Source organism: Candidatus Edwardsbacteria bacterium (genome assembly GCA_018821925.1).
GTDB lineage: Bacteria > Edwardsbacteria > AC1 > AC1 > EtOH8 > UBA2226.
Genome location: JAHJLF010000017.1, coordinates 14,417 through 36,022, shown reverse-complemented (window position 1 = coordinate 36,022; position 21,606 = coordinate 14,417). Strand labels below are relative to the sequence as shown.

Here is a 21,606-nt window from a genome sequence, read left to right as displayed (position 1 = left end):
GGATTACAGGGGGAAAGGTGCGGATTATAGATTATGGTCATTGGATTACAGGGGGAAAGGTGCGGATTATAGATTATGGTCATTGGATTACAGAGGGAAAGGTGCGGATTACAGATTTTTGTCATTGGATTACAGGGAAAAAGTACGGATTACGGATTTTTTCCTTTGGATCACAAGACGGATTATTGTCTACAGATGACAGATAATTGGAAAAACATAGGTGACAGATTTTGGTCTTTGGGTTACAGGATTATTGATTTACGGGGTTTGTTCTTCAGGCTTCGTTTCAATCCGAAAAGCATCTTTTTTATTGTCAGGCAGATTGATAATCTCTGGTCAACTATTTCTGCGGAAAGGTATTTTAAGTCTTTTAATTTATATATCCAATTTTCACTTTCAGCACAGGTCCGAATTGAAACATCCAGGTAATGCAGATATTCTTTGGTGCTTTGGGCATTATAGCCCTCGGCTATATTGGCGCTGATAGAACCGGTGCTTCGCAATAACTGATTGGTTATTATCCGGGCCGCATCGGTCTTGGGAAATTTATCAGAATCTTTTACCGCATCTAAAAACAACTGATGCGCTTTCTGCCATACTTCCAGATCAATAAACCCGCTGATCATAACTACCCCCAAAACGTAACCCCGTGATCTATTATCAAGGGACTGAAATCCCAAACCTGTCCCCAAAATCCGTTATCCATTGACTATAATCCAAAATGGTACGCCTGACAGGATTCGAACCTGTGACCCTCTGCTTAGAAGGCAGATGCTCTATCCAACTGAGCTACAGGCGCATTTCTGATAACAGGTCAGGGATATCTGATCATTTTCCGGTATCCCTAATCCATCATCTAAAATCTATCCGTTACTCCCGGCGTAAAACGATAGGGTAGGTCTTGATTTTCTTAAGGCAACCCACCTGTTAACCTGAAAGTGATAGGGGAGACCCCGATTTTATCGGGGCGACCCCGCTAGATCAAAATGGTCGGGGAGAGAGGATTCGAACCTCCGACCCCCTGGTCCCGAACCAGGTGCGCTACCGGGCTGCGCTACTCCCCGACAAATATTAAAAACCAAACACTAAAGATCTAATTAACCGAATCTATTTTGGGGCTGCCCCAAAGATCAGTAATCTATTGTCTATAATCAGTACTGGTCGGGGTGCCCAGACTCGAACTGGGGGCTTCTTGCTCCCAAAGCAAGCGCGCTACCAACTGCGCCACACCCCGTAGCACCTTCAGCAAACAGTAATTATATTATACCAAAGGTTGATATGTCAAGCTAAGTTTTAGGCGAGCCGGGGGAGGCCAAGCCGTTGATCAGGGCCCGCATCTTTTTCAGGGCCTGGGATCGGTGGCTGATCCGGTTCTTTTCCGGTGGGTCCAGTTCGGCAAAGGTCTTGTCAAACCCGGCCGGAAGGAAAATGGGGTCGTATCCAAAACCGTTGCTGCCGCGGGGTTCCGTGGTTATCGTTCCTTCGATCTCCCCCCGGGTAAAAAAGGCCCGGTTATTGTTTCCCACCAGGCACAGGACACAGACAAACCGGGCGGCCCTTTTTTCGGACGGGACCTGTTTCATCAGCTCCAGCGCTTTCATCCAGTTATCCCGGTAATCGGCCTCCGGCCCGGCAAAGCGGGCGGAAAGGATGCCGGGCTGGCCGCCCAGGGCGTCTATCATCAGGCCGGAATCGTCGGCCAAAGCCCAAAGGCCGCTGTAATAGGCCGCCTGGCTGGCTTTGATCATGGCATTGTCATCGAAGGTCCGGCCGGTCTCCTCGGCCTCCGGACAGTCGGGAAAGCCATCCAATCCGACGAAGCGGGTGTCGGGCAGATCCAATATCTCCGAGATCTCCCGGACCTTGTCATTATTTCTGGTGGCGATCAAAATATCCATATCGGGGAATGATACCAAATTAAGAGGGGAAAATGCAAACCTTTTTGCTTGACTTTTAACCGATATATACACTATTATTGAAAAGCCTGCTATATGACAATTATGACAACTATCGTATTTAATTACAACCATCGAGAATGCGAAGACAACTTTTAATATTTACCGCACTTCTGCTGATGGCCGGGCTAGGCTACAGCCAGGAGGATAGCCTGGAGACAGCTCCGGCTGCCAGCGGGCCGATCGTGGTGGCGGACACCGCCGACTGGGCTAATCTGATGCAATGGCAGGAGTGGCGGCAGAGAAGCCTGGATTATCAGCATCAGGGGATGCCGGAGGAGGCTTTGGCCGCCGCCGAGTCCTCATTGATCCGCAGTCGGGCGCTGGGGTTGGATCTTCCCGTGATCGGGGCGTATTGGGGAAATAAAACCCGACAGGCCCTGAAGAATAAAGACTGGGAAGGGGCTCAAAAATATTCCCGGCTGGCTCTGTTGGCCGATAATTATTCCTTTAAAAACAATATCTCCCATTTCCAGGCCAACAGCCGTATTATCGGAGTGGCATCGGCTCTGGGGCAGTTCATCCAGGCCATCAACGGCTACCGGCAGGATTTCCGCTATAGATACCGGACCTTATGGCTGGGGATATTTGGGCTATCGCTGGCCCTGATAGCGGGAGGCCTTTTCTTCCTACTGTTATTGACAGTAAAATATCTTCCCTATCTGTTCCATCTGCTCTCCGACCTGCTCCCCAAAAACTGGCCATATTTCGGCCGGATGTTCCTGGCAACATCAGTGGGCGTCGGGTTATTAGTGATCATAGCCGGATTCAGTCTGGCCCTGGCCATAATGATCCCGGCCGGAGCGGTCATCGTCATGGGAAGGACCCGGGAGAAGGTAATGTTCTGGATCACCATGGCCCTGATCGGTTGTTCGGCGGCCGGCTTCAACCTGGTTCACCAGTTCTTCAAAGCCAGCGATCAGGGGCGGGTTGAAGCCCTGGCGGTGGCCAATACCTCGGAGTGGAATAACTGGCTGGTCCAGGACCTGGCCGGGCAGCAGCAGCAGGATCCTTCTGATCTGAAACCGATATACGCCCTCTCCCTGATGGAGAAGAACCGCGGGCGGCTGGACCGAGCCCAAACATATCTGACGGCGATCATCGAAGCATCGGGGAACAATCCCTCCGCCCTGAACAATCTGGGGAATATTTATTTTTTCAAGGGGCAGTTTGACAGCGCTGCTTCGTTTTACCGCCTAGCCATCGAAGCCGACCAGGATCTGGCCGAGGCCCATTACAACCTGGGGCAGGTGCATTTTAAGGCCATCGATTTCAACCAGGCCCGGGTGGAGCTGGAGAGGGCCGCCTCGCTGGCCCCGGCCAGAATGGAAAGCCGGAGCCGGAAGTCGGGCGGCAATATGGTGATGGATGCCCAGCTTGACCAGGAACTGCTCTGGCCGGAAGTATGGCGGGGATGGAAACCATTGGCTTCCTTTGCTCCGGCGGAGGCCGCCAGCCTCACCCGGCTGAATCTCTGGCTGCCGTTATGGGCCTGGCTGGTGCTGGTGGCTCTGATCATCGTATGGATGGTTCTGGTGAAGGATAACCTGGCGGTCCGCAACTGCTGGCTATGCGGGCGTTATGTCTGCGCCCGATGCCAGGCCCTGGCCCAGGACGGAAACCTGTATTGCCAAGAGTGCCATAACCAGATATTTTCCATCCAGTCCCAGGAGCTGCAGCAAAAGGCGGCCGAGGTGCTCTCCCGCCAGGCGGTAAAGAGGGAGCGGACGATCTCCGGCCTGGCAAATTTTTTCCTGCCGGGGTCATCATTTGTAATGCGGGGCAGCGCCATAAAGGGATGGCTTCTTTCACTATCCCTGGGACTGTTGTATGCCGGACTGATGTTATTCATCTCCCCCTGGATATCGCCCCGGCTGGATTTTTCAGTGACGGATAATTTTTATTGGATCGCCGGAATCATCATGGCGGTACTATATCTCATCTCCTGGGTGGGGTATATTCAGCTGTTCAGAAACCAAGGAGCTTCAGATGCCGCTTGAAGGTAATGTAAAAGAGTTCGGTCTGGCGGATGTCCTGCAGTTTATCGCCGGCAACCAGAAGGCCGGGGTGCTGCAGCTGACATCAAAAAATGACAAGGCCTCCATCGCCTTTGATTACGGCAAGATCACCGGAGCGGTGTACGGCCGCCAGGGCCGCCAGGACCAGTTGCAGAACTACCTGCTGAGGTCCAAAAAGGTGGAGCAGGGAAAGCTGAAATCCATCCTGAAGATACAGGTCGACACCGGGATCCCCCTGGGGGAACTGCTTCTGAAGGAGGGGCTGATGACCCAGGAGGAGATAGACGGGCTGGTGACCTTCAAGATCCAGGAGGTGCTGGATGAGGTCTTTACCTGGAGCGATGCCCGTTACAAGTTCAATCCCGAGGAGAGGCTGTATCAGAACAGCCGCTCCCAGGTGGCCATCCCGGCCGAATTATTGCTGCTGGAGACCCTGAGGCGCAAGGATGAATGGCCGGCCATTGCCAAAGCCCTGCCCTCCGACGGCGTCATCCTGAAAAAGATTCAGGATACGGTCACCGGCCTGGAGATTTCAACCGACCTTCAGCAGATATTCGAAATGGTCGACGGCTCAAAGACCATCAGCCAGATGATAGGGGAGACCTATCTGGGGCGTTTCCGGACATTCAATGCCGTCTATAACCTGCTGATGTCGGGAACGGTGGAGATAATCCATACCCCGGAGCCGGAGGTGAGGGTGGCCGAAAGGCAGGCCAAAAAGACGGCCAGCGCAACCGGCAAGATCATAACAACGGCAGCTGTCCTGCTGGGATTGGCGGTTTTGGGCGGAGCGGGATTTGGGGCCTATAAGATCAATCTGCTGACAGCGCAGAAAAACAATCTGATACAGCGGGAGATCATCAGGGCCCGGATGGGTTGGCTGAAAAACCGGATCGAAGTCTATTACATGCTCAATGGCAGTTATCCGGCCAGTCTTAGCGATATAACCAGCGACCGGAAAATCATTTCTTCATTCGACTATCATAAAAACGAAGAGGATTCCGGGTATCGGCTGAAGTCCAGGCAATAGGGCCGAAATATAAAAAAGCCCTTCCGGTTTTCCGGGAGGGCTTTTTCGTTACCGAATTAGATCAATACTCAAAAGTGCTGCCGCCGATGAATTCCCGCAATATCGAGGTGTGGGGCACCTCGTCGGCGAACACCGGCACGAACATCCTTACAAAATGCAGCAGGCGGTAGGCCTCGCCGAAGCTCTCGTCGTCGGTGGGCACCTCCAGCAAAAAGCGCTCGGCGTACATCCTCAGCACCGACGGTTCGTAAACCAGGGTGGAATTGAACATAACGTCGGCCTCCTCCTGGAAGGGGAAGATATTGTGCTCCTCGCCCCGCTGCACCGAGGGCCACACCTTAAGGGTGTGGGCGGCGCTGTAGCCCCGGAACTTGCGATCCCGGACGATCCTTCGCAACAGCCGGACATCCGAGGTCATGATCCGGTTATGGTCGTCCAGACACAGCTGGGTCAGGGCGCTGATATAGACCTTGAGCTTGTTCTCCCGGGGCACCGACTGGGTGAGCTTCTGATTCAACCCGTGGATCCCCTCCACCAGCAGGATATCGTTGGCCTCCAGCTTCAGGCTGACGGTCCTTTCATCCCGGGTCCCGGTGTGGAAATTATATATCGGGGTGGCCACCTCCTGGCCCTTCAGCAGTTCGGTCATCTGCTGGTTGAACAGCTCCAGATCCACCGCCCGCAGGGACTCGAAATCGGGCTTGCCGTCGTCGCCCAGAGGGGTCTGGGCCCGCCCCAGAAAATAATTGTCGGTGGACAGGGCGATGGGCCTCAGGCCGTTGACCTTGAGCTGGATCATCAGCCTTTTGCTGAAGGTGGTCTTGCCGGAGGAGGAGGGCCCGGCGATCAGCACCAGTTTCACCTTGTCCCGCTGGGAGGTGATGATGTCGGCGATCTGGGCGATGCGCTTTTCATGAAAGCCCTCGGATATCCGGATCAGGTTGCCGATCTCTTTGGTCAGACAGATCTCATTGAGTTCTCCCACATTGGTAACGCCCAGGATCTTGTTCCATTCCTTGGTCTCCTTGTGGATATTAAAGAGCTTGGTCTGGGGCGAGAGGTCGGGGATCCTCTCCGGGTTCTTGGATTGGGGAAAGCGCAGCAGAAAGCCGGGGGCATAAAGGGCCAGCTCGAAGCGGTCGATGAACCCGGTGGTGGGCGTGACCGGCCCGTGCTGGATGTCCTTGAACACCCCGCAGCCAATAAGCTTGGCCTCGGTCAGCCGGGTGGTGGTCAGAAGTTTTATCTTGTCGTGATAGCCCTCGGCATCGAAATATTCCTTGGCCTCTTCGATGGATATGGATTCTCTTACAAAGGGCCGGCCCTCGGCCACGATCTGTCGCATTCTGGCTTCGATATTATCCAGTATCTCCTGGTCGATGGGCTTATCGGATACAAAATCGAAATAATAGCCGTTGGCCAGCGACTGGCCCACGATGATCCGGGCCTCGGGGTAAAGCTCCTCCACCGCTTCATACAATATCAAACAGGCCGTCCGCCGATAGACCGCCAGGCCCTCGCGGTCGGTGTAAAATACCGGGGTCAGGCGGCAATTGGCGTGCAGCACAGCGTCCAGGCTGACCAGGTTCTGGTTGATCTTGGCGGCCAGCAGTTTTCCGGCATTCGGGGGGTAGCGCTTGAATAGGCTCTGGATCTGCTCCCCGGCCTTGGCCGGCAGGCGCTGTCCGTCCATCAATATTTCGATAGGTTTGTGTCCCATGATTTATGTCCTTTCTGGCAATTAATGGCGAAGCCTAAAAAAGCTCCGCCAGCAGTATATACAATAATGTAGCTTAAAAGCCGGAATATGTCAAGAGAAAATGAGTTATAATGCTGTCACTCAGGTAAGCCTTTTATCTTGACTTGCAGGCTCGAAGTTTGGTAAATTTAACATTCAATCAAAAATATCAATGTAGGGATCTTATGAAACTGGATTTCGTCTATATCTCCGATATCGGAAAACACCTGGGGCAGGAGGTCACCCTCAAGGGCTGGCTGTACAACAAGCGGTCCTCGGGCAAGATACATTTTTTGCAGATCCGGGACGGCTCCGGGGTCATCCAGGGGGTGATGGTCAAGAACGAGGTGGATGCCAAGATCTTTGAGCTGGGCGACAAAGTGAGCCAGGAATCGTCCATCATCGTCAAGGGGAGGGTAAAGGAGGACAAACGCTCGCCCTCGGGGTACGAACTGGGGGTCACCGATCTCCGGATAGTCCAGCTGTCCCAGGATTATCCCATCACCCCCAAAGAACACGGCCCGGCCTTTCTGATGGAGCACCGTCACCTGTGGATGCGTTCCTCCAAGCAGCATGCCGCCCTGCGGGTCCGCGATACAATCGAACAGGCCATTCACGGCTACCTGCATAAAGAGGGTTTCATCCATACCCCGGCTCCGATACTGACCCCCACCTCCTGCGAGGGGACCACCACGCTTTTCGAGACCGATTATTTCGGGGAGCCGGCTTTTCTGTCCCAATCCGGGCAGATGTACATCGAGGCCACCGCCGCGGCCTTCGGCAAGGTCTACACCTTTACCCCGGCCTTCCGGGCCGAGAAATCCAAGACCCGCCGCCACCTGACCGAACTGTGGATGATGGATGCCGAGGCCAGCTATTTCGAGCATGCCGAGAACATGCAGTGCCAGGAGGGGATGATCTGCGCCATCATGGAAAAGGTGCTCAACGAATGCCAGAATGAGCTGAAGACCTTGGAGCGCGACACCGCGCCGTTGGAGAAGATCAAGGCTCCGTTCCCGGTGATCTCATATAAAGAGGCCGTCAGATTATGCAACGAAGCCGGAGTGCCCATCGAATATGGGGAGGACTTCGGGGCGCCGCATGATACCGCCATCGCCGGTAAATTTGACCGCCCGGTGTTCGTGGACCGCTTCCCGGCGGCCATCAAATCCTTCTACATGCAGCCCGACCCGGATGATCCCTCGGTGGTGCTGGGCTCGGACCTGTACGCCCCGGAGGGCTACGGCGAGATCATCGGCGGCAGCCAGCGGATACATGATCTCGACCTACTGCTTAAAAAGATGGAGGAGCATAAGGTGCCCTACGAGCCGTACAAGTGGTACGTGGACTTAAGGCGCTACGGAAGCGTGCCGCACTCGGGCTTTGGCATCGGCATAGAGCGGACGGTGAGCTGGATCTGCGGCCTGCAGCACATCCGCGAGGCCATACCGTTTGCCCGGATGCTGGAGAAGATATATCCGTGAGGTATTAATTACTGGGTTTAATGTAAACGGAGGCATATATATGCTTCCGTTTAATTGCCAGACAAAATTATAAGAGACCAATTATGAAAAAACTAACAATAATATTTTTTATTTCAATCTTGGGTTGTGCAAATAACACACTCAGACATAAAATAATACCAATTACCAATGAAAATAGCACGGAATCAATAATGGCTTCCGTGGTTGATAGCTTTGATATTTCAATAAATTTGAAAATCAACGAAATAACCCGTAGAGATTTTCCCTGGACAAAAACACCTAATATATTCTACACGTTTGATGACTTTAAAAGATTGGGCCATATATATAAAGTCTATTATTCCTTTTTAGATGAGTATTCCATATTTATAGTTCAACGCGACAGCACATTATTTATTGCTCATCATGAAGGTGAATCTTTATCTTCTTTTTATATTATAAATAAGCAGTTAGTGCCCTATGAGTTATGGCCATGGTGGCCGGAAGATGACACTATTAAAAGACCCGGGTATATGAATCCAATAAATTTCAACAAAATGGCCGCGAGTGATATTATTAAAGGAAAACTAACCAAAGAAAAAGCTGTTTTTGTCGTTCGCTTTTATTTTAATTTAATGGGTAAAATGTATGAAAATAATAATACATTCCTTGTTGAGAATTATTTACAAATACCACATGGTAAAGGCATGCCGATTGATTCAACAAACCCAGTATTAAACAAACCTATTGATATATTATCTGACCAATATCATAAGATTACATTGGAAGGCGATTTACCTGATTCTTTGAGCAATATAATAAAACCGTTGATTGTAACAAAAAAGGATGAAACATATTGTATTGATTGCTTCACTTGGTTACTTGGTGAATTGTTTAAATGTAGATTGGATATTGATGTTACTGGAATACGAGAGATACATGTAAAGAAAATTGGTGAAAATATCGGCACTTGGTCATTTGAGCTTTAATTCCGTTTTGCAAAATAGTGAAAAATAGTAGGGACATAGCATGCTATGTCCCTACTGGTTTATGTTCTGTTCCTTAATTGAGAAATATTTTAATTCCTTGCCAGCCATTCATAGGCGCTCAACGCCGCCTTGGCGCCTTCACCCGCGGCTACTACTATTTGCTTCTCCGGCACGGTGCTTACATCCCCGGCGGCGAATACCCCGGCCCGCGAGGTCCGGCAGGCGCAGTCCACCATTATCTCTCCATTTTCGTTCATCTCCACCAGCCCCTTGAAAATATCCGAATTGGGTATCAGCCCGATCTCCACAAAGACGCCGGAAACGGCGATGATCTGTTGCTCGTTGTTTGAGACAGTGACCGACTCGACCCTGTCGGTGCCCTGGATCGAGAGCACCTTGGTATTCAGCAGGAACTCGACCTTGTCGGATTTCTTTATCGGCTCCAGCAGGAAAGGGTCGCCCTGCATCTCCGAAGATATATTTATCAGAAATATCCTTTCGGCATAGCTCATAAGATCCTTGACTGCGGTCAGGGCTGAATTCCCACCGCCCACCACCGCCACTGTTTTGCCACCGAACAATGGGGCATCGCAGGTGGCGCAGAAAGCCACGCCCTTGCCGATCAGCTCCTTTTCGCCGGGGACGTTCAGGTTGAGGTATTTCTTGCCGGTGGCGATTATCAACGACCGGGCGGTAAAATGCGATCCGTCCTCCAAGGAGATCTTATATCCCTTGGCAAGCGGCTCGACCGAAACGATCTTAAACCCCAGGGAGACATCAATGGGAAACTGCTGGACCTGGGCCTTGAACTTATCGATAAGCTCGCGCCCCTGAATAAACTGGAAGCCGGGATAATTCTCAACGCTGGAGGTCCACAGCACCTGCCCGCCCAGATCGTGGGTAAGCAGCACGGTATCGGTCCTTTTACGGGCGGCATAGACCGCCGCGGTCAGGCCGGCCGGACCGCCTCCGATGATGGCCAACTGGTATTCCTTGTCCGGCCGGGCCGGGGGGAAGGCGATCTCCGGCGTCTTGCTTAATGAGAACGAAAGGGAGGATAGTTCCATAACAGCACCTATATCAATCATTTATACATATTATGATGATATTACATGCCAGCCCCGATGTCAATTGTAAAATTTAATAAAAATACTTGAATATTATATCTAAATTTGTTATAATACAAAACTTAGCGCAAAATCTTAATTTAAGATCCGGTGGATATATCTCCGGACTACAGGGAGGTTTACTAAGGTGCATACCCTTTTATTGGTGATCCATTTGATAGCCTGCCTGCTGCTGGTCGGCGTGGTGCTGATGCAGAGCGGCAAAGGCGGGGGGCTGGGCAGTGCCATGGGCGGAGGGGGTGGCGAGACCTTCTTCGGCGGGCGGGGCGCGGCCCCGTTCCTGACCCGGGCCACCACCATCCTGGCCGTGGTATTCATGATGACCTCGCTGTCGCTGGCCATGATCTCCGGCAAGAGCCGGCGGGCCACCTCGGCCATAGAGAAGGCCCTGCAGCAGGAACAGAAATCAAACCAACAGCCTGTAAGCAGGCCGGGCGAACTGCCGGTGAATCAAATGCCGGAAGCTCCCTCCGGCAAATAGCTGTTTCAATATATCGTATCTTAAGGAGTAACATCAGATGTACGCAGTGATCGAATGCGGAGGCACCCAGGTGAGGGTCTCCGAGAACCAGAAGGTAAGGATCCCCAGGATAGATGCCCAGGAGGGCCAAAAGTACAAGATGGAGAAGGTGCTGCTGCTTTCCAACGGACAGGATGTCATCATCGGCCAGCCTACAATCAAGGACGCCATCGTTGAGGTCACTGTGGTGGGCCACTCCCGCTCGGCCAAGATATCGGCCATGATCTACAAGCCTAAAAAAGATTACCGCCGTCGCTGGGGAGCCCGGACCCATTATACCGACCTGCTGGTCAACACCGTCAGCCATCCCAAGATCAAAGCCATAGCCAAACCTGCAGCCCCGGCTGCCGAGAAGAAAAAAGCACCCAAGAAAGCCAAGGCGGCCAAACCCGCCGCGGCCAAGAAGAATCCAGGCAAAGGAGATAAGGAATAATGGCACATAAAAAAGGCGTAGGATCATCCCGAAACGGCCGAAATAGCAATGCCCAGCGGCTGGGCATCAAGGCCTTCGGCAACCAGAAGGTAAGCGCCGGCTCAGTGCTGGTCCGGCAGCGGGGGACCAAATTCCATCCCGGGCTCAATGTGATGCGAGGGAAGGACGACACCCTGTTTGCAATATCGGACGGCTTTGTCTGGTTTGAATCCCGGGGTCGGGACGGCAAAAAAATAAGCGTATATCCCGAACCCAAAGTCAACGCGGCGAGCAAATAGCTCGCCTTTTTTTCCATGATTTTCCGTTAATATAACACCCTGCCTAAAATGAAGATAAAATATTTTGCACATTCGTCATTTCAGTTGATCTCGGCCAAGGGAACCAGGCTGCTGACCGATCCCTACGAGTCTGGCTCCTATGGAGGGGCGGTGGGCTACAAGAAGATCGATGAACCCACCGATGTCATCACCATCAGCCATAACCATGCCGACCACAATTATATCAGCCGGGAGCACGACAAGGCCAGGGTCTTCCGGGAGGCCGGGGCCGTTGTATTCAAGGGGATATCGGTCAGGGGCGTCAGCCTGTATCACGACGCCAGCCGCGGTTCGGAGCGGGGCTCCAGCATAGCATTCATCTATACCATCGACGGGATGAGCTTATGTCATCTGGGAGATTTGGGGCATACCCTAAGCAAAAGCGAGGTTGTCGAGATCGGCCCGGTGGACGTACTGATGATTCCGGTGGGAGGCACCTTTACGGTGGATGCCGGAGAGGCCGGAAAGGTAATGGAATCGCTCTCGCCCAAGGTCTGCCTTCCTATGCATTACAAGACCAAGGGCGTCGGCTTCAACCTGGGGCCGCTGGAGGATTTTACCTCAGGCCGGGCCAATGTCAAAATACTCAATAGCTCCGAGGTCGAGATAACCAAGGCCTCGCTGCCCCAGATCCCGGAGATCTGGGTGCTCAAGCCCTTGAAACTGTAATTTGCGTCCCACTGGGAACTGGGTCCCCTTTACGCCTGCCGATCAGATGACAGCCGCCGCTAGGGAGATGTGCCTTAAGGCGGCCTTCGAACTTCCGGCAAGGTAACCCTGACCCATCGGCGATGCCCAATAGGGCAAGAAAAGGCCGGGAACGCTCCGAAAGATTTCATGAGGAGAGGCTCTGGCGGCCGGGCAAAAGGGATTTTAAAAAAGAGAATCATTAGACTTTTAAGATCAGGATATAAAGAATCATAATAACCGTCAAACCATAATCCGCAACATAAAATTTCTATTGAATAAGGAGTTTTATCCAGTATGGACATCAGAAAAGGACTTGAGGAATTGGGCATAAAAACCTCCCGTACCGTTTACCGCAACCTGCCGGCAGCGGTACTAATCGAAAAATCGCTGGCGTCCGGCGACGGGATCCTGGCCTCCAACGGAGCTCTGGTGGTGAAGACCGGAGAACGAACCGGGCGTTCGCCCAACGACAAGTTCATAGCCGAGGAGCCGTCCATAAAAGACCGGATAGCCTGGGGCAAGGTCAATGTGAAATGCCCCCCGGAGCAATTCGGCAAATTGCTGCACAAAGCCTACCATCATCTCAGCGATAAGGATATATACGTATTCGACGGATTTGCCGGGGCCGATCCCAAGCACCGGCTGGCGGTCAGGGTGATAACCGACACCATCTGGCACAGCTTGTTCGCCCAAACCCTTTTCATCCGGCCCACCAGGCAGGAGCTGGAAAATTTTACCCCCGGTTTTACGGTGATGGGCTGCGGCAGCCTGAAAGCCGATCCCGGAACCGACGGCACGGAATCCAACGCTTTCGTCGGGGTCAGCTTTGAGAAAAAGATCAACCTGGTCATAGGCAGTATGTACGGCGGGGAGATCAAGAAGAGCATCTTTGCCATCATGAATTACCTGATGCCCCAGCAGAACGTCTTCCCCATGCACTGCTCGGCCAACCTGGGCAAGGATGGCGCTCCCGCGCTGTTCTTCGGCCTCTCCGGCACCGGCAAGACCACCCTGTCGGCCGACCCCAACCGCCGGCTGATCGGCGATGACGAGCACGGCTGGTCCGATGCCGGAATCTTCAATTTCGAGGGCGGCTGTTACGCCAAGGTCATCAAGTTATCGGCCGAGGCCGAGCCCCAGATATTCAACGCCATCAGGTTCGGCTCGCTGCTGGAGAACGTGGTGGTCGACCCGGACACCCGGCTGATAGATTATAATTCCGACGACATTACCGAGAACACCCGGGCCACCTACCCGGTGGAACATATTCCCAACTGCGTGATTCCCGGGGTGGGCGGGCATCCCAGGAACGTGTTCTTTTTGACCTGCGACGCTTTTGGAGTGCTGCCGCCCATCGCCAGGCTGACCCCGGAGATGGCCAGCTATCATTTCCTGTCGGGCTTCACCTCAAAGCTGGCCGGGACCGAGACCGGGATCGATGAACCGCAGCCCACCTTCTCCACCTGTTTCGGCGCACCGTTCATGCCCCTGCATCCCACCAAGTACGCCGCCATGCTGGCGGATAAATTGTCAAAACAGCAAACCAATTGCTGGCTGGTCAATACCGGCTGGTCGGGTGGGCCGGCCGGGGTGGGCAGCCGGATGAAGATCTCCATCACCCGGGCATTGCTGACCGCCGCCTTGGAGGGCCAGCTGGAGAAGTCCAAATTCACTCCGGATCCGGTGTTCAATATTCTGGTGCCCGATGCTTGTGAGGGCGTACCGACCGAGGTGCTGACCCCCAAGAACACCTGGGCGGACCAAGTGGCCTACGATAAAAAAGCCCGGGAGCTGGCGGCTATGTTCGCGAAAAATTTTGAGCAATATAAAGATTATGCTTCCAAAGAAGTGGCGGACTCAGGGCCAAAAGCATAGAAAAAGATGAAGATATTAGGCGTCATTCCGGCCCGTTACGGCTCCACCCGTTTTCCGGGAAAGCCCCTGGTCCTGATAAATAGCCAGCCGATGATCCAGCATGTCTACCAGAGATGTCTGAAGGCGAAAATGCTGGATGAAGTGGTGGTGGCTACCGATGATAAGAGGATCTACGACTGCGTCAGGGCTTTTAACGGGCAGGCGGTGATGACATCAAAAAAGCATCTATCCGGCAGCGACCGGATCGCCGAGGTCCTCAGGAAACCCCAGTACCGCGGGTTCAACATTATCCTCAATATTCAAGGTGACGAACCGCTTATCGATCCCCGGGCCATCAACCTGCTGGTCAAAGACATGGCCGATAATCCCAAACAGTTGATGGCCACCCTGGCTACCCATTTTGAGAATGCCGGTGATATTGCCAGCCCCAATACCGCCAAGGTGGTGACCGACGACCAAGGGCGGGCGCTGTATTTTTCCCGATGCCCCATACCGTTCACCCGGGATGAAAATGCAGGGAAGGCCCGTCATTTCCTAAAACATATAGGCATGTACGCCTATCGCCGGAATTTTTTGATAAAATTCACCCAATGGCCCGAGGGTCGGCTGGAGCGGCTGGAGAAACTTGAACAACTGAGGGCTCTGGAGAACGGGGCGGATATAAAGGTTCTTCACACGAATTACTCTTGTCTATCTGTTGATTCCCCCGGGGATGTCGGTAAAATCGAAAGACAGATGAAACGGTCTATGGGCTGGGGTAAAAAGCGGATAAATTAAAACTTGACTTTGAAATGATAAAGAGTTAAAATTAAAACTTCAAAAATCAAAAAAATCAAAAAGGAAGGTAGAGCTATGTCCAGATTAAAAAACAAAGCTTTAATGCTTATTGGTGCGGCTCTGATTATCAGCCTGGGGGTGATGGGTTGCAACCAATATATCACCGGAGCAAAGGTTCATTTGCAATTAGATCCGCCCAATTATGAGGCGGCCATAACGACCCTGAATGAGGGTCTGGAGTATGCCCCCAAGGACTCCGAGATGCATGGCCTTTTAGCATATTGCTATGTCCAGACCGGTAAATACAAGGAAGCCGGAAAATCGTATGCCAGCGCTATTGAATACAGCCCTACCCAGAAAGATTCCCTGCAGAAATCCTGGGACGGCGCCTGGGAGGATTTGTATAACATGTCCGGCGGCTATCTGAAGAAAGCGGTGACCGGATCGAAAGACTCCAATGCGGCCTATCTGCAGAAAGCCGAGGAGAATATCAATAATGCCATAGACATTTCCCCCAATAAAGTGGATAACTTCATAAGAAAGGGATTGCTTTACCGATATATGGGCAAGAGCAAGGAATCGGAAGCCCTGTTTGCTCAAGCCATCGCCATTGATCCCAATAATCCCGATGCCTATTTCCAGGTGGGAAGAGCCGCCATGGAGTCGCAGAACTGGGATGAGGCCATCAAGAACGTAACTAAAGCCACCCAGATAAAAAAAGATAATGATCAATGGTTTTATTATCTAGGGGTGGCCTATCTGCAGAAAAGGGAATATCCCCAGGCCCAAAAAGCATTTGCCACCGCCGGAGCGTTAAAGCCGGATGAGAAAAATACCTGGTTCAACATGGCCCAGGCGTATTACTTTGAAGGCAATGATATGAAAAGCGCTATAAGCGCTCTGGATAAAGTGATTGCTTTAGACAGCAAAGATGTGGAAGCCTACCGTTTGTTGGGCCTGTGCGCCCTGCACAACACCGTAAAAGACTACGACAGGGCCATTCAGGCTTATACCAAAGCCTTGGAGCTTAAGCCCGATTCCCTGGATTATAAAAACTATCTGGAGTACGCCAAAAAACAGAAAGAAGCCTCCCAGGCTCCGGTTAAACCCAAGAAAAAAAGAAGGTAATCCTTAGGACTGGTTAATCAATAAAGAAAAAGGACGGTTTTGCCGTCCTTTTTCTTTTAGGGGGTCAATAAATTTGCTTGAAAAACATACCTATAATATGATAACTTAAAAGAGTATGAGAAAGATAATTATATTTACCAGCCTGCTGTTAATTCCTTTTTTAGCTCCAGCCAATGAAGACAGCCGGGATATTCCGCTGGACCACTGGTCATATCCGGTTCTGCAGAGATTTCAGGCCAAAGGATATGTAAGCCTGCCGGTATCGGGGCCATACCAGAGATGGCAGGTGATCGAACATCTGCAGGATCTGTTACGTCGCCAGATGGACGGGGCGACGGGCATGTCCACCACCGACCGCTATTATTTTGACCAGCTCAGCCAGGAGCTCAATATCGGGACAACAGATAGAAGGCTGTCTGATAAAGAAATACTGTCCTACGATGACGGAAGGACCGCCATCAGCGCCGATATCAGCCTGGGGCTAGGAGCCGATATCGCCCATACCGAATCACCTCAGAGCCGGGGATCGGGGGTGCTTGATGTTGGGGGGGGATTGGCGGGCATTTTTATTTTTGACCAACGGATAAGCCTGACCCTGGAAAAAGAAACCGAGAAGATCGAGAGACTATCGGGCAGCCTGCAGAGCTGGAGGGGAGGAAAATACTCAACCGGATGGGCTTATTTCCGGACGTCCCATCCCTACTTGACCCTTACTTTGGGCAGGCAGCAGAGATGGTGGGGCCCAGGGACTTTCGGCACTTTGCTGCTTTCGGACAATTCCGAAGGTTTCGATGCCGTTGACCTCGAACTTAATTATAAGAGAATTGAAATCCAGTCTTTCTTCGGAGTATTGAGTGCCGACCTGAAACGATATATATCCGGCCATCGGCTGGGAATCAAGCTGCCGTGGAATATAGGCTTGGGGTTTTCCGAGACGGTCGTTTACCAGGCCAATCAGATTGATCCGGCCTACATGAATCCCCTGCTGCCTTATTATGCCAATCAATGGAACCAGCGGGATGATGACAATGTCCTATGGTCGGCGGATATACGCTGGACGCCCGGCCTGGGTTTTTCGACCTACGGGGAACTTTTAATGGATGATGTGCAGTACGAGCAGGATCCGCCGGCTCCCCAGAAACTGGGCTTTCTGCTGGGCGGCCACTGGGCCGATCCGGCCGGGCTGACGGATTCCGATCTGAAGATAGAATGGGCCGGCAACCAAAAATGGGTATATACCCACCGGAGATACACCAATCGCTATGTAGGGGCCGATACCGTCAATATACTGGGCCACTGGGTGGGCACCGATGCCGACGCGCTGGACATGGTTTTGGAACACCGATTCCATCCCCGGCTAAATGTTGGGTTAGGCTATCAAATGGAAAGGCATGGGGAGGGCCGGATCGACCGAGGCTATCTAGCTATCGATGATCCGCACACCGCGTTTTTAAGCGGAACCTTCAGCCGGATGGACAAGGGCAAAATTATTTTACAATGGGAGCCATTTTACTGGGCCAATCTGGAAGCGGATATCTGGCTGGCATACATAAAAAATCCCGGCAACATATCAGGAACCGGTTTCAACGACCGTGGCCTGGACTTGTTGATACAAATAGATTTTTAATGAAGAAGATCAAAGACATACTGGAACTTTCCCGGATCGGCAACGTAGCCATCACCGGATTTTCGGTGCTGATAGGCACCGGAGGGTACATCAAAGAGGCCAACATTCAATCGGTGATCATAGCCGTGATCTCGGCCATGGCCATCGCCGCGGGGGGCAATGCCCAGAATGATTATTACGACCAAAAGACGGACGCCATAAACCGACCGGAAAGGCCAATACCATCGGGGCGCGTTTCTCCACGCTTTGCTTTTATCTTCAGCATCATATGTTACGCCGCAGGTGTTATCCTGGGATGGCTGATCGGTAGGGGTACCGGCTTGGTGGCCTCCGTTGTGGCTCTATTGCTTTGGCTGTATGCCGCCAGGGGAAAGATGATGGGGCTGGGCGGAAACATGATCATCGCTTTGATATGCGCCCTGGCTTTTATCTACGGGGGGTTGGTCGTCCAAAATCCGGTGCTGGCGGTTTTCCCGGCGGTATTTGCTTTTCTGATGCATCTGTCCCGGGAGATCATCAAGGATGTTCAGGACATCTCCGGCGACAGGCAGTCGGGGGCCAGGACCCTGGCCATCAGGGCAGGCCACAAGAAAGCCTTGTCCGTTTCGGCTTTCAGCCTGATGTTGCTGGTAATCTTCAGTCCGGTGCCCTATCTGATGGAGATTTATAATATCAGGTATCTGATGGCAGTTGTTCTGGGGGTGGATCTGGTTCTTTTGCCGGTAATATATCAACTGTTAAAAAATCCGCTGGGAGTCAATTACGCCAAGCTCAGCTTCATATTAAAAATCGACATGCTGGTCGGACTGATGGCCATTGCCTTGGGGATGGCTTAATTAATAAAGGAGTGTATGAATCTTATTCAGGCGATTATTTTAGGTTTGGTGCAGGGATTGACAGAGTTCCTGCCAGTCTCCAGCTCCGGGCATCTGGTGCTGTTCGAGAAATTTCTGGGGCTGGGCGCCAGCAACCTCCGCTTTGAAGTAGCCCTGCATCTGGCCACCCTGCTGGCGGTATGTTTCGCCTTCCGTCGGAGGATAGGAAAACTGATAAAGGCCGTTTTTACCGGACGGATAAGGCGGGTCAAAGGAAAATGGCAGTTCAGCGATGACAATCTCCGGCTGGCCCTGCTGCTGATCCTGGCCACTATCCCGGCGGCGGTAATAGGCATCTTATTTGACGATTTTATCGAACAAGCCTTCAATAGTCCGATCACGGTGTCTCTGGCTTTGCTGCTCACCGGGGCCATCCTTTTCGGGACCGGGAAGGTGGCCAAGCGTCAGGAAAAAATCACCTGGAAACATTCGCTGATCATAGGCTTCTCCCAGGCCCTGGCCATATTGCCAGGCATCTCCCGCTCCGGGGCCACCATTTCGGCCGGGATCTATTCCGGGGCCGATCAGGAGAAGTCGGCCGAATTCTCCTTTCTGCTGTCCATCCCGGTGATACTGGGGGCCGGCCTTTTGGAATTCAAAGACGTGCTGAAGACCGGACTGCCGCAGGGCGAGCTGACGGCGATCATATTGGGAGGGCTGGCGGCGGCGCTGTCGGGCTACCTGGCGATAAATATTCTCCTGAAAATAATCCGAAATTCCAAGCTGCAGTATTTTGCTTATTACTGCTGGGCGGCGGGCCTGATCTCGCTGGCATGGCTGTTGTTAAAATAACATAAGGTAACGATATGTCCAAAACAAAGATAAACCCCATCAAGATATTTTTGATCCTTCTGGCAACGGCAATAATCGTGGGCCTGACCGCCGGATATTTTTACCGTCCGCTGGCGTACTCCCTGCAGCAAACCGCCAGTCTGCCGATCCTGGGCTTCGGGTTTGCCCTGCTGGCGATCTATGCCGCTCTGGTCATTAAATACTGGCGGATCGAACAGAGGGGCAGCTGGCAGTTGTTTCAGGTTCTGAGCCTGACTGCCCTGACCGGCCTGGCGGTCCAGCTTAGCGGTGGGTTTGGCTCTCCGCTGATCCTGTTATACGGCCTGCTGATCGTTCTGGCTGTCTACCGCAGTGACAGGTGGAAAGCGGTTCCCCTGGCATCCGTTCTGATCATCGAGCTGGGCTCCAGCCTTATGGCCGGGCGGTGGCGGCAGGAATTAGTACCGGGAATGGCAATCATCGCCGCTTTGGTGCTGCTCTACGTCATCAGTTTGGTAATCGTCAGGCGGGGGCGTAGCTCCGTAGTCGGCAGCCTGCCGGTGATGTCATTCGACGAGCCGGTTACCGTCCAGAAAGACCTTAAGGAGGATCTGGCCTCGCTGTGCAGCCTGATACAGGCGGCCATGAGAACCAGAACCAGCGCCATTTTCAGGGCCGACAATCTTACCGGCACTTTGAATATGATGGCCTTTAAAAGCTACAGCGCCGAGGTCATCAAGGATGCCTCCCTGGAGATCCGCAGCAGTCTTTTAGGCTGGGCGGCCCGGGAGCGCCAGGGCCTTTTATATGCCAGTTACGAGAGGGACTCAAGGGACCTGGGATATTACAGGAAATCCGAGGAGGTCCGCTCGGTGCTGTCGGTGCCGGTGCTCCAGGAGAGCGAGGTTATCGGGGTTCTGGTGGTTGACAGCGAACAGGCTGGGGCATTTAACGAAAACGACAAGATCCTTTTGGCCGGGTTCGCCGAGGAGGCGGCCAGGCTGGTGCATTTTCACCAGAGCCACTCGGCCCTGGGGCTGGAGAAGGACCGGCTGCAGCAGTGGAACAGCCGCCTGGAGCTGATGGCCTCCCGCCTGAAGATCAACGATGTCATCAAGATAATCCAGGAGCTGATACCCCGGCTGGTGCCCTGCGACCATATCGTCCTGCTGGAGGTATTGCCGGAACCGGGAAAGGCCAGGGTGTTGCTGTCCGACCCGGCCAACGCCGGCTATCCCGCCCCGGGAACCGAGATAAACATGGCAGGGTCGCTTTCCGAGCAGGCTGTCAATCTCAAGGAGTGGCGCTCGGTGGACGATTTTTATCGGCGGGCCATAGGCATCCACCGTTTCTCCGAAGACGAGCGGCCGGATCACGGATTCCGCTCGGTACTGGCGGCGCCGCTGTTATACGAGGATGTCTGCCATTACGTGCTGGTGCTGGAGAGCCGCCAGCCCAAGGCCTTTGAGGCCGACCGGGACACCATTCACATTATCGCCGGGCAGTTCTCCCTGGCCTTGAAAAGCGCCGCCATGTACGAGGAGAAGGAAAATCTGGCCATCCGCGACGGCCTGACCGGGCTGGCTAACCACCGCCGGTTCCAGGAATACCTGGAGGAAACGCTGGCAAAATCGGACAGTAATCCGGTGGGGATAGCGCTGTTCGACATTGATTTCTTCAAGAAGCTCAATGACAATTACGGACATCCAATAGGCGATGCGGTGCTCAAGGAAATGGCCGCTCGGCTGAAGAAAAGCATATCGTCGTTCGATTTTGTGGCCCGATATGGGGGAGAGGAGTTTATAGCGGTGTGGCCGGGACGGAACGACAAGGAGGCCGCCCAGCTGGCCGAGCAAGTGCGCCTGGCGATCGAAGGCGAGAAATTCCAGACCACCGCCGGGGATCTGCCGGTGACCATCAGCCTGGGAGTGTCCTCATATCCCCAGGACGCCAAGAAGAAGGCTGAACTGATCAAGGCGGCCGACGAAGCGCTGTATGCCGCCAAGAAGTCCGGGAGGAACAAGGTGGTGCGCTTCGCTGCGATGGAGAAAGAGCCGGTTTAATCATCAAGGCATAAAGAGTTTTACTGTCATCCCGAGGAGACTTCGATGCAATACAGGTTGAGGGATATGAGTTGTCACCCGTTCGGTTAGTAAGATAACAGGCAGGTCTCAGGGTGACAGCATCCTTGTCATCCTGAGCGTGACATTTAAGCAAACTTTCCAAGAATTTCAGATTCTTCGCATGCCAGACAGAATGGTTGGCTCAGAATG

At 52.9% G+C, this 21,606-nt stretch carries 20 protein-coding genes and 3 tRNA genes; 16 read left to right on the top strand and 7 right to left on the bottom strand.

Annotated features, from left to right (window positions below; genetic code table 11):
* A partial coding sequence (locus tag KJ869_01900; protein ID MBU1575946.1) for a hypothetical protein occupies positions 1-206 on the top strand: 206 nt, incomplete at its 5' end.
* A gap of 36 nt (positions 207-242) precedes the next feature.
* Here the strand turns inward: KJ869_01900 and KJ869_01895 are convergent.
* The 5 genes from KJ869_01895 to rdgB all read right to left on the bottom strand — a co-directional run bounded on the left by KJ869_01895 (position 243) and on the right by rdgB (position 1,898).
* The gene (locus tag KJ869_01895) at positions 243-626 is read right to left on the bottom strand and encodes a four helix bundle protein (GenBank protein MBU1575945.1); all 384 of its coding nucleotides are present in this window, start codon (positions 624-626) and stop codon (positions 243-245) included.
* A gap of 96 nt (positions 627-722) precedes the next feature.
* A tRNA-Arg gene (locus tag KJ869_01890) sits at positions 723-799 on the bottom strand.
* Between the two features lie 188 nt (positions 800-987).
* Positions 988-1,064 (bottom strand) — tRNA-Pro (locus tag KJ869_01885).
* A gap of 94 nt (positions 1,065-1,158) precedes the next feature.
* Positions 1,159-1,234, bottom strand: a tRNA-Pro gene (locus KJ869_01880).
* Positions 1,235-1,286: 52 nt separating this feature from the next.
* Positions 1,287-1,898, bottom strand: coding sequence for an RdgB/HAM1 family non-canonical purine NTP pyrophosphatase (rdgB, locus tag KJ869_01875; protein MBU1575944.1), 612 nt, complete (start codon positions 1,896-1,898; stop codon positions 1,287-1,289).
* A gap of 137 nt (positions 1,899-2,035) precedes the next feature.
* On the opposite strand from rdgB, the gene KJ869_01870 reads away from it, so the two are divergent.
* Positions 2,036-3,955 carry a tetratricopeptide repeat protein gene (locus tag KJ869_01870; protein ID MBU1575943.1) on the top strand — a complete coding sequence of 640 codons (1,920 nt, stop codon included), beginning with the start codon at positions 2,036-2,038 and terminating at the stop codon, positions 3,953-3,955.
* Complete coding sequence (locus KJ869_01865; protein MBU1575942.1) at positions 3,945-5,003, top strand: DUF4388 domain-containing protein; 1,059 nt, start codon at positions 3,945-3,947, stop codon at positions 5,001-5,003. Before KJ869_01870 ends, KJ869_01865 begins: the two co-directional genes overlap by 11 nt.
* 61 nt (positions 5,004-5,064) lie before the next feature.
* Here the strand turns inward: KJ869_01865 and KJ869_01860 are convergent, their stop codons facing one another.
* Positions 5,065-6,723: a nucleoside kinase gene (locus KJ869_01860; GenBank protein MBU1575941.1), complete on the bottom strand. Its 1,659-nt coding sequence runs from the start codon at positions 6,721-6,723 to the stop codon at positions 5,065-5,067.
* A 203-nt stretch (positions 6,724-6,926) separates the two neighbouring features.
* Here KJ869_01860 and asnS point away from each other — a divergent pair, with 203 nt between their 5' ends.
* Positions 6,927-8,225 carry an asparagine--tRNA ligase gene (gene asnS / locus KJ869_01855; protein ID MBU1575940.1) on the top strand — a complete coding sequence of 433 codons (1,299 nt, stop codon included), beginning with the start codon at positions 6,927-6,929 and terminating at the stop codon, positions 8,223-8,225.
* An 83-nt stretch (positions 8,226-8,308) separates the two neighbouring features.
* A complete protein-coding gene (locus KJ869_01850; GenBank protein ID MBU1575939.1) occupies positions 8,309-9,193 on the top strand; it encodes a hypothetical protein in 885 nt (294 codons plus the stop codon).
* A gap of 89 nt (positions 9,194-9,282) precedes the next feature.
* Here KJ869_01850 and KJ869_01845 read toward each other — a convergent pair whose 3' ends face one another.
* A complete protein-coding gene (locus tag KJ869_01845) occupies positions 9,283-10,260 on the bottom strand; it encodes an FAD-dependent oxidoreductase (protein MBU1575938.1) in 978 nt (325 codons plus the stop codon).
* A 187-nt stretch (positions 10,261-10,447) separates the two neighbouring features.
* Between KJ869_01845 and secG the strand changes: the two genes are divergently transcribed.
* The 11 genes from secG (at position 10,448) to KJ869_01790 (ending at position 21,396) form a co-directional block, all read left to right on the top strand.
* Complete coding sequence (gene secG / locus KJ869_01840; GenBank protein ID MBU1575937.1) at positions 10,448-10,801, top strand: preprotein translocase subunit SecG; 354 nt, start codon at positions 10,448-10,450, stop codon at positions 10,799-10,801.
* A 37-nt stretch (positions 10,802-10,838) separates the two neighbouring features.
* Entirely contained in the window at positions 10,839-11,273 is a 435-nt protein-coding gene (gene rplU, locus KJ869_01835; protein MBU1575936.1) for a 50S ribosomal protein L21, read from the top strand.
* The gene (gene rpmA, locus KJ869_01830) at positions 11,273-11,551 is read left to right on the top strand and encodes a 50S ribosomal protein L27 (GenBank protein ID MBU1575935.1); all 279 of its coding nucleotides are present in this window, start codon (positions 11,273-11,275) and stop codon (positions 11,549-11,551) included. The genes rplU and rpmA overlap by 1 nt, the downstream gene beginning before the upstream one ends.
* Before the next feature lie 48 nt (positions 11,552-11,599).
* Entirely contained in the window at positions 11,600-12,259 is a 660-nt protein-coding gene (locus KJ869_01825; protein MBU1575934.1) for an MBL fold metallo-hydrolase, read from the top strand.
* A 315-nt stretch (positions 12,260-12,574) separates the two neighbouring features.
* Positions 12,575-14,155, top strand: a complete 1,581-nt coding sequence (gene pckA / locus KJ869_01820; protein MBU1575933.1) for a phosphoenolpyruvate carboxykinase (ATP) — start codon at positions 12,575-12,577, stop codon at positions 14,153-14,155.
* Between the two features lie 6 nt (positions 14,156-14,161).
* Positions 14,162-14,932, top strand: a complete 771-nt coding sequence (kdsB, locus tag KJ869_01815; GenBank protein ID MBU1575932.1) for a 3-deoxy-manno-octulosonate cytidylyltransferase — start codon at positions 14,162-14,164, stop codon at positions 14,930-14,932.
* Positions 14,933-15,007: 75 nt separating this feature from the next.
* Positions 15,008-16,060, top strand: a complete 1,053-nt coding sequence (locus KJ869_01810) for a tetratricopeptide repeat protein (GenBank protein ID MBU1575931.1) — start codon at positions 15,008-15,010, stop codon at positions 16,058-16,060.
* Positions 16,061-16,175: 115 nt separating this feature from the next.
* A complete protein-coding gene (locus tag KJ869_01805; GenBank protein ID MBU1575930.1) occupies positions 16,176-17,687 on the top strand; it encodes a capsule assembly Wzi family protein in 1,512 nt (503 codons plus the stop codon).
* The gene (locus KJ869_01800; protein MBU1575929.1) at positions 17,687-18,523 is read left to right on the top strand and encodes a geranylgeranylglycerol-phosphate geranylgeranyltransferase; all 837 of its coding nucleotides are present in this window, start codon (positions 17,687-17,689) and stop codon (positions 18,521-18,523) included. Before KJ869_01805 ends, KJ869_01800 begins: the two co-directional genes overlap by 1 nt.
* Before the next feature lie 15 nt (positions 18,524-18,538).
* Positions 18,539-19,354, top strand: a complete 816-nt coding sequence (locus KJ869_01795; protein ID MBU1575928.1) for an undecaprenyl-diphosphate phosphatase — start codon at positions 18,539-18,541, stop codon at positions 19,352-19,354.
* Between the two features lie 14 nt (positions 19,355-19,368).
* Positions 19,369-21,396: a diguanylate cyclase gene (locus KJ869_01790; GenBank protein MBU1575927.1), complete on the top strand. Its 2,028-nt coding sequence runs from the start codon at positions 19,369-19,371 to the stop codon at positions 21,394-21,396.
* The last annotated feature ends 210 nt before the right edge of the window (positions 21,397-21,606 follow it).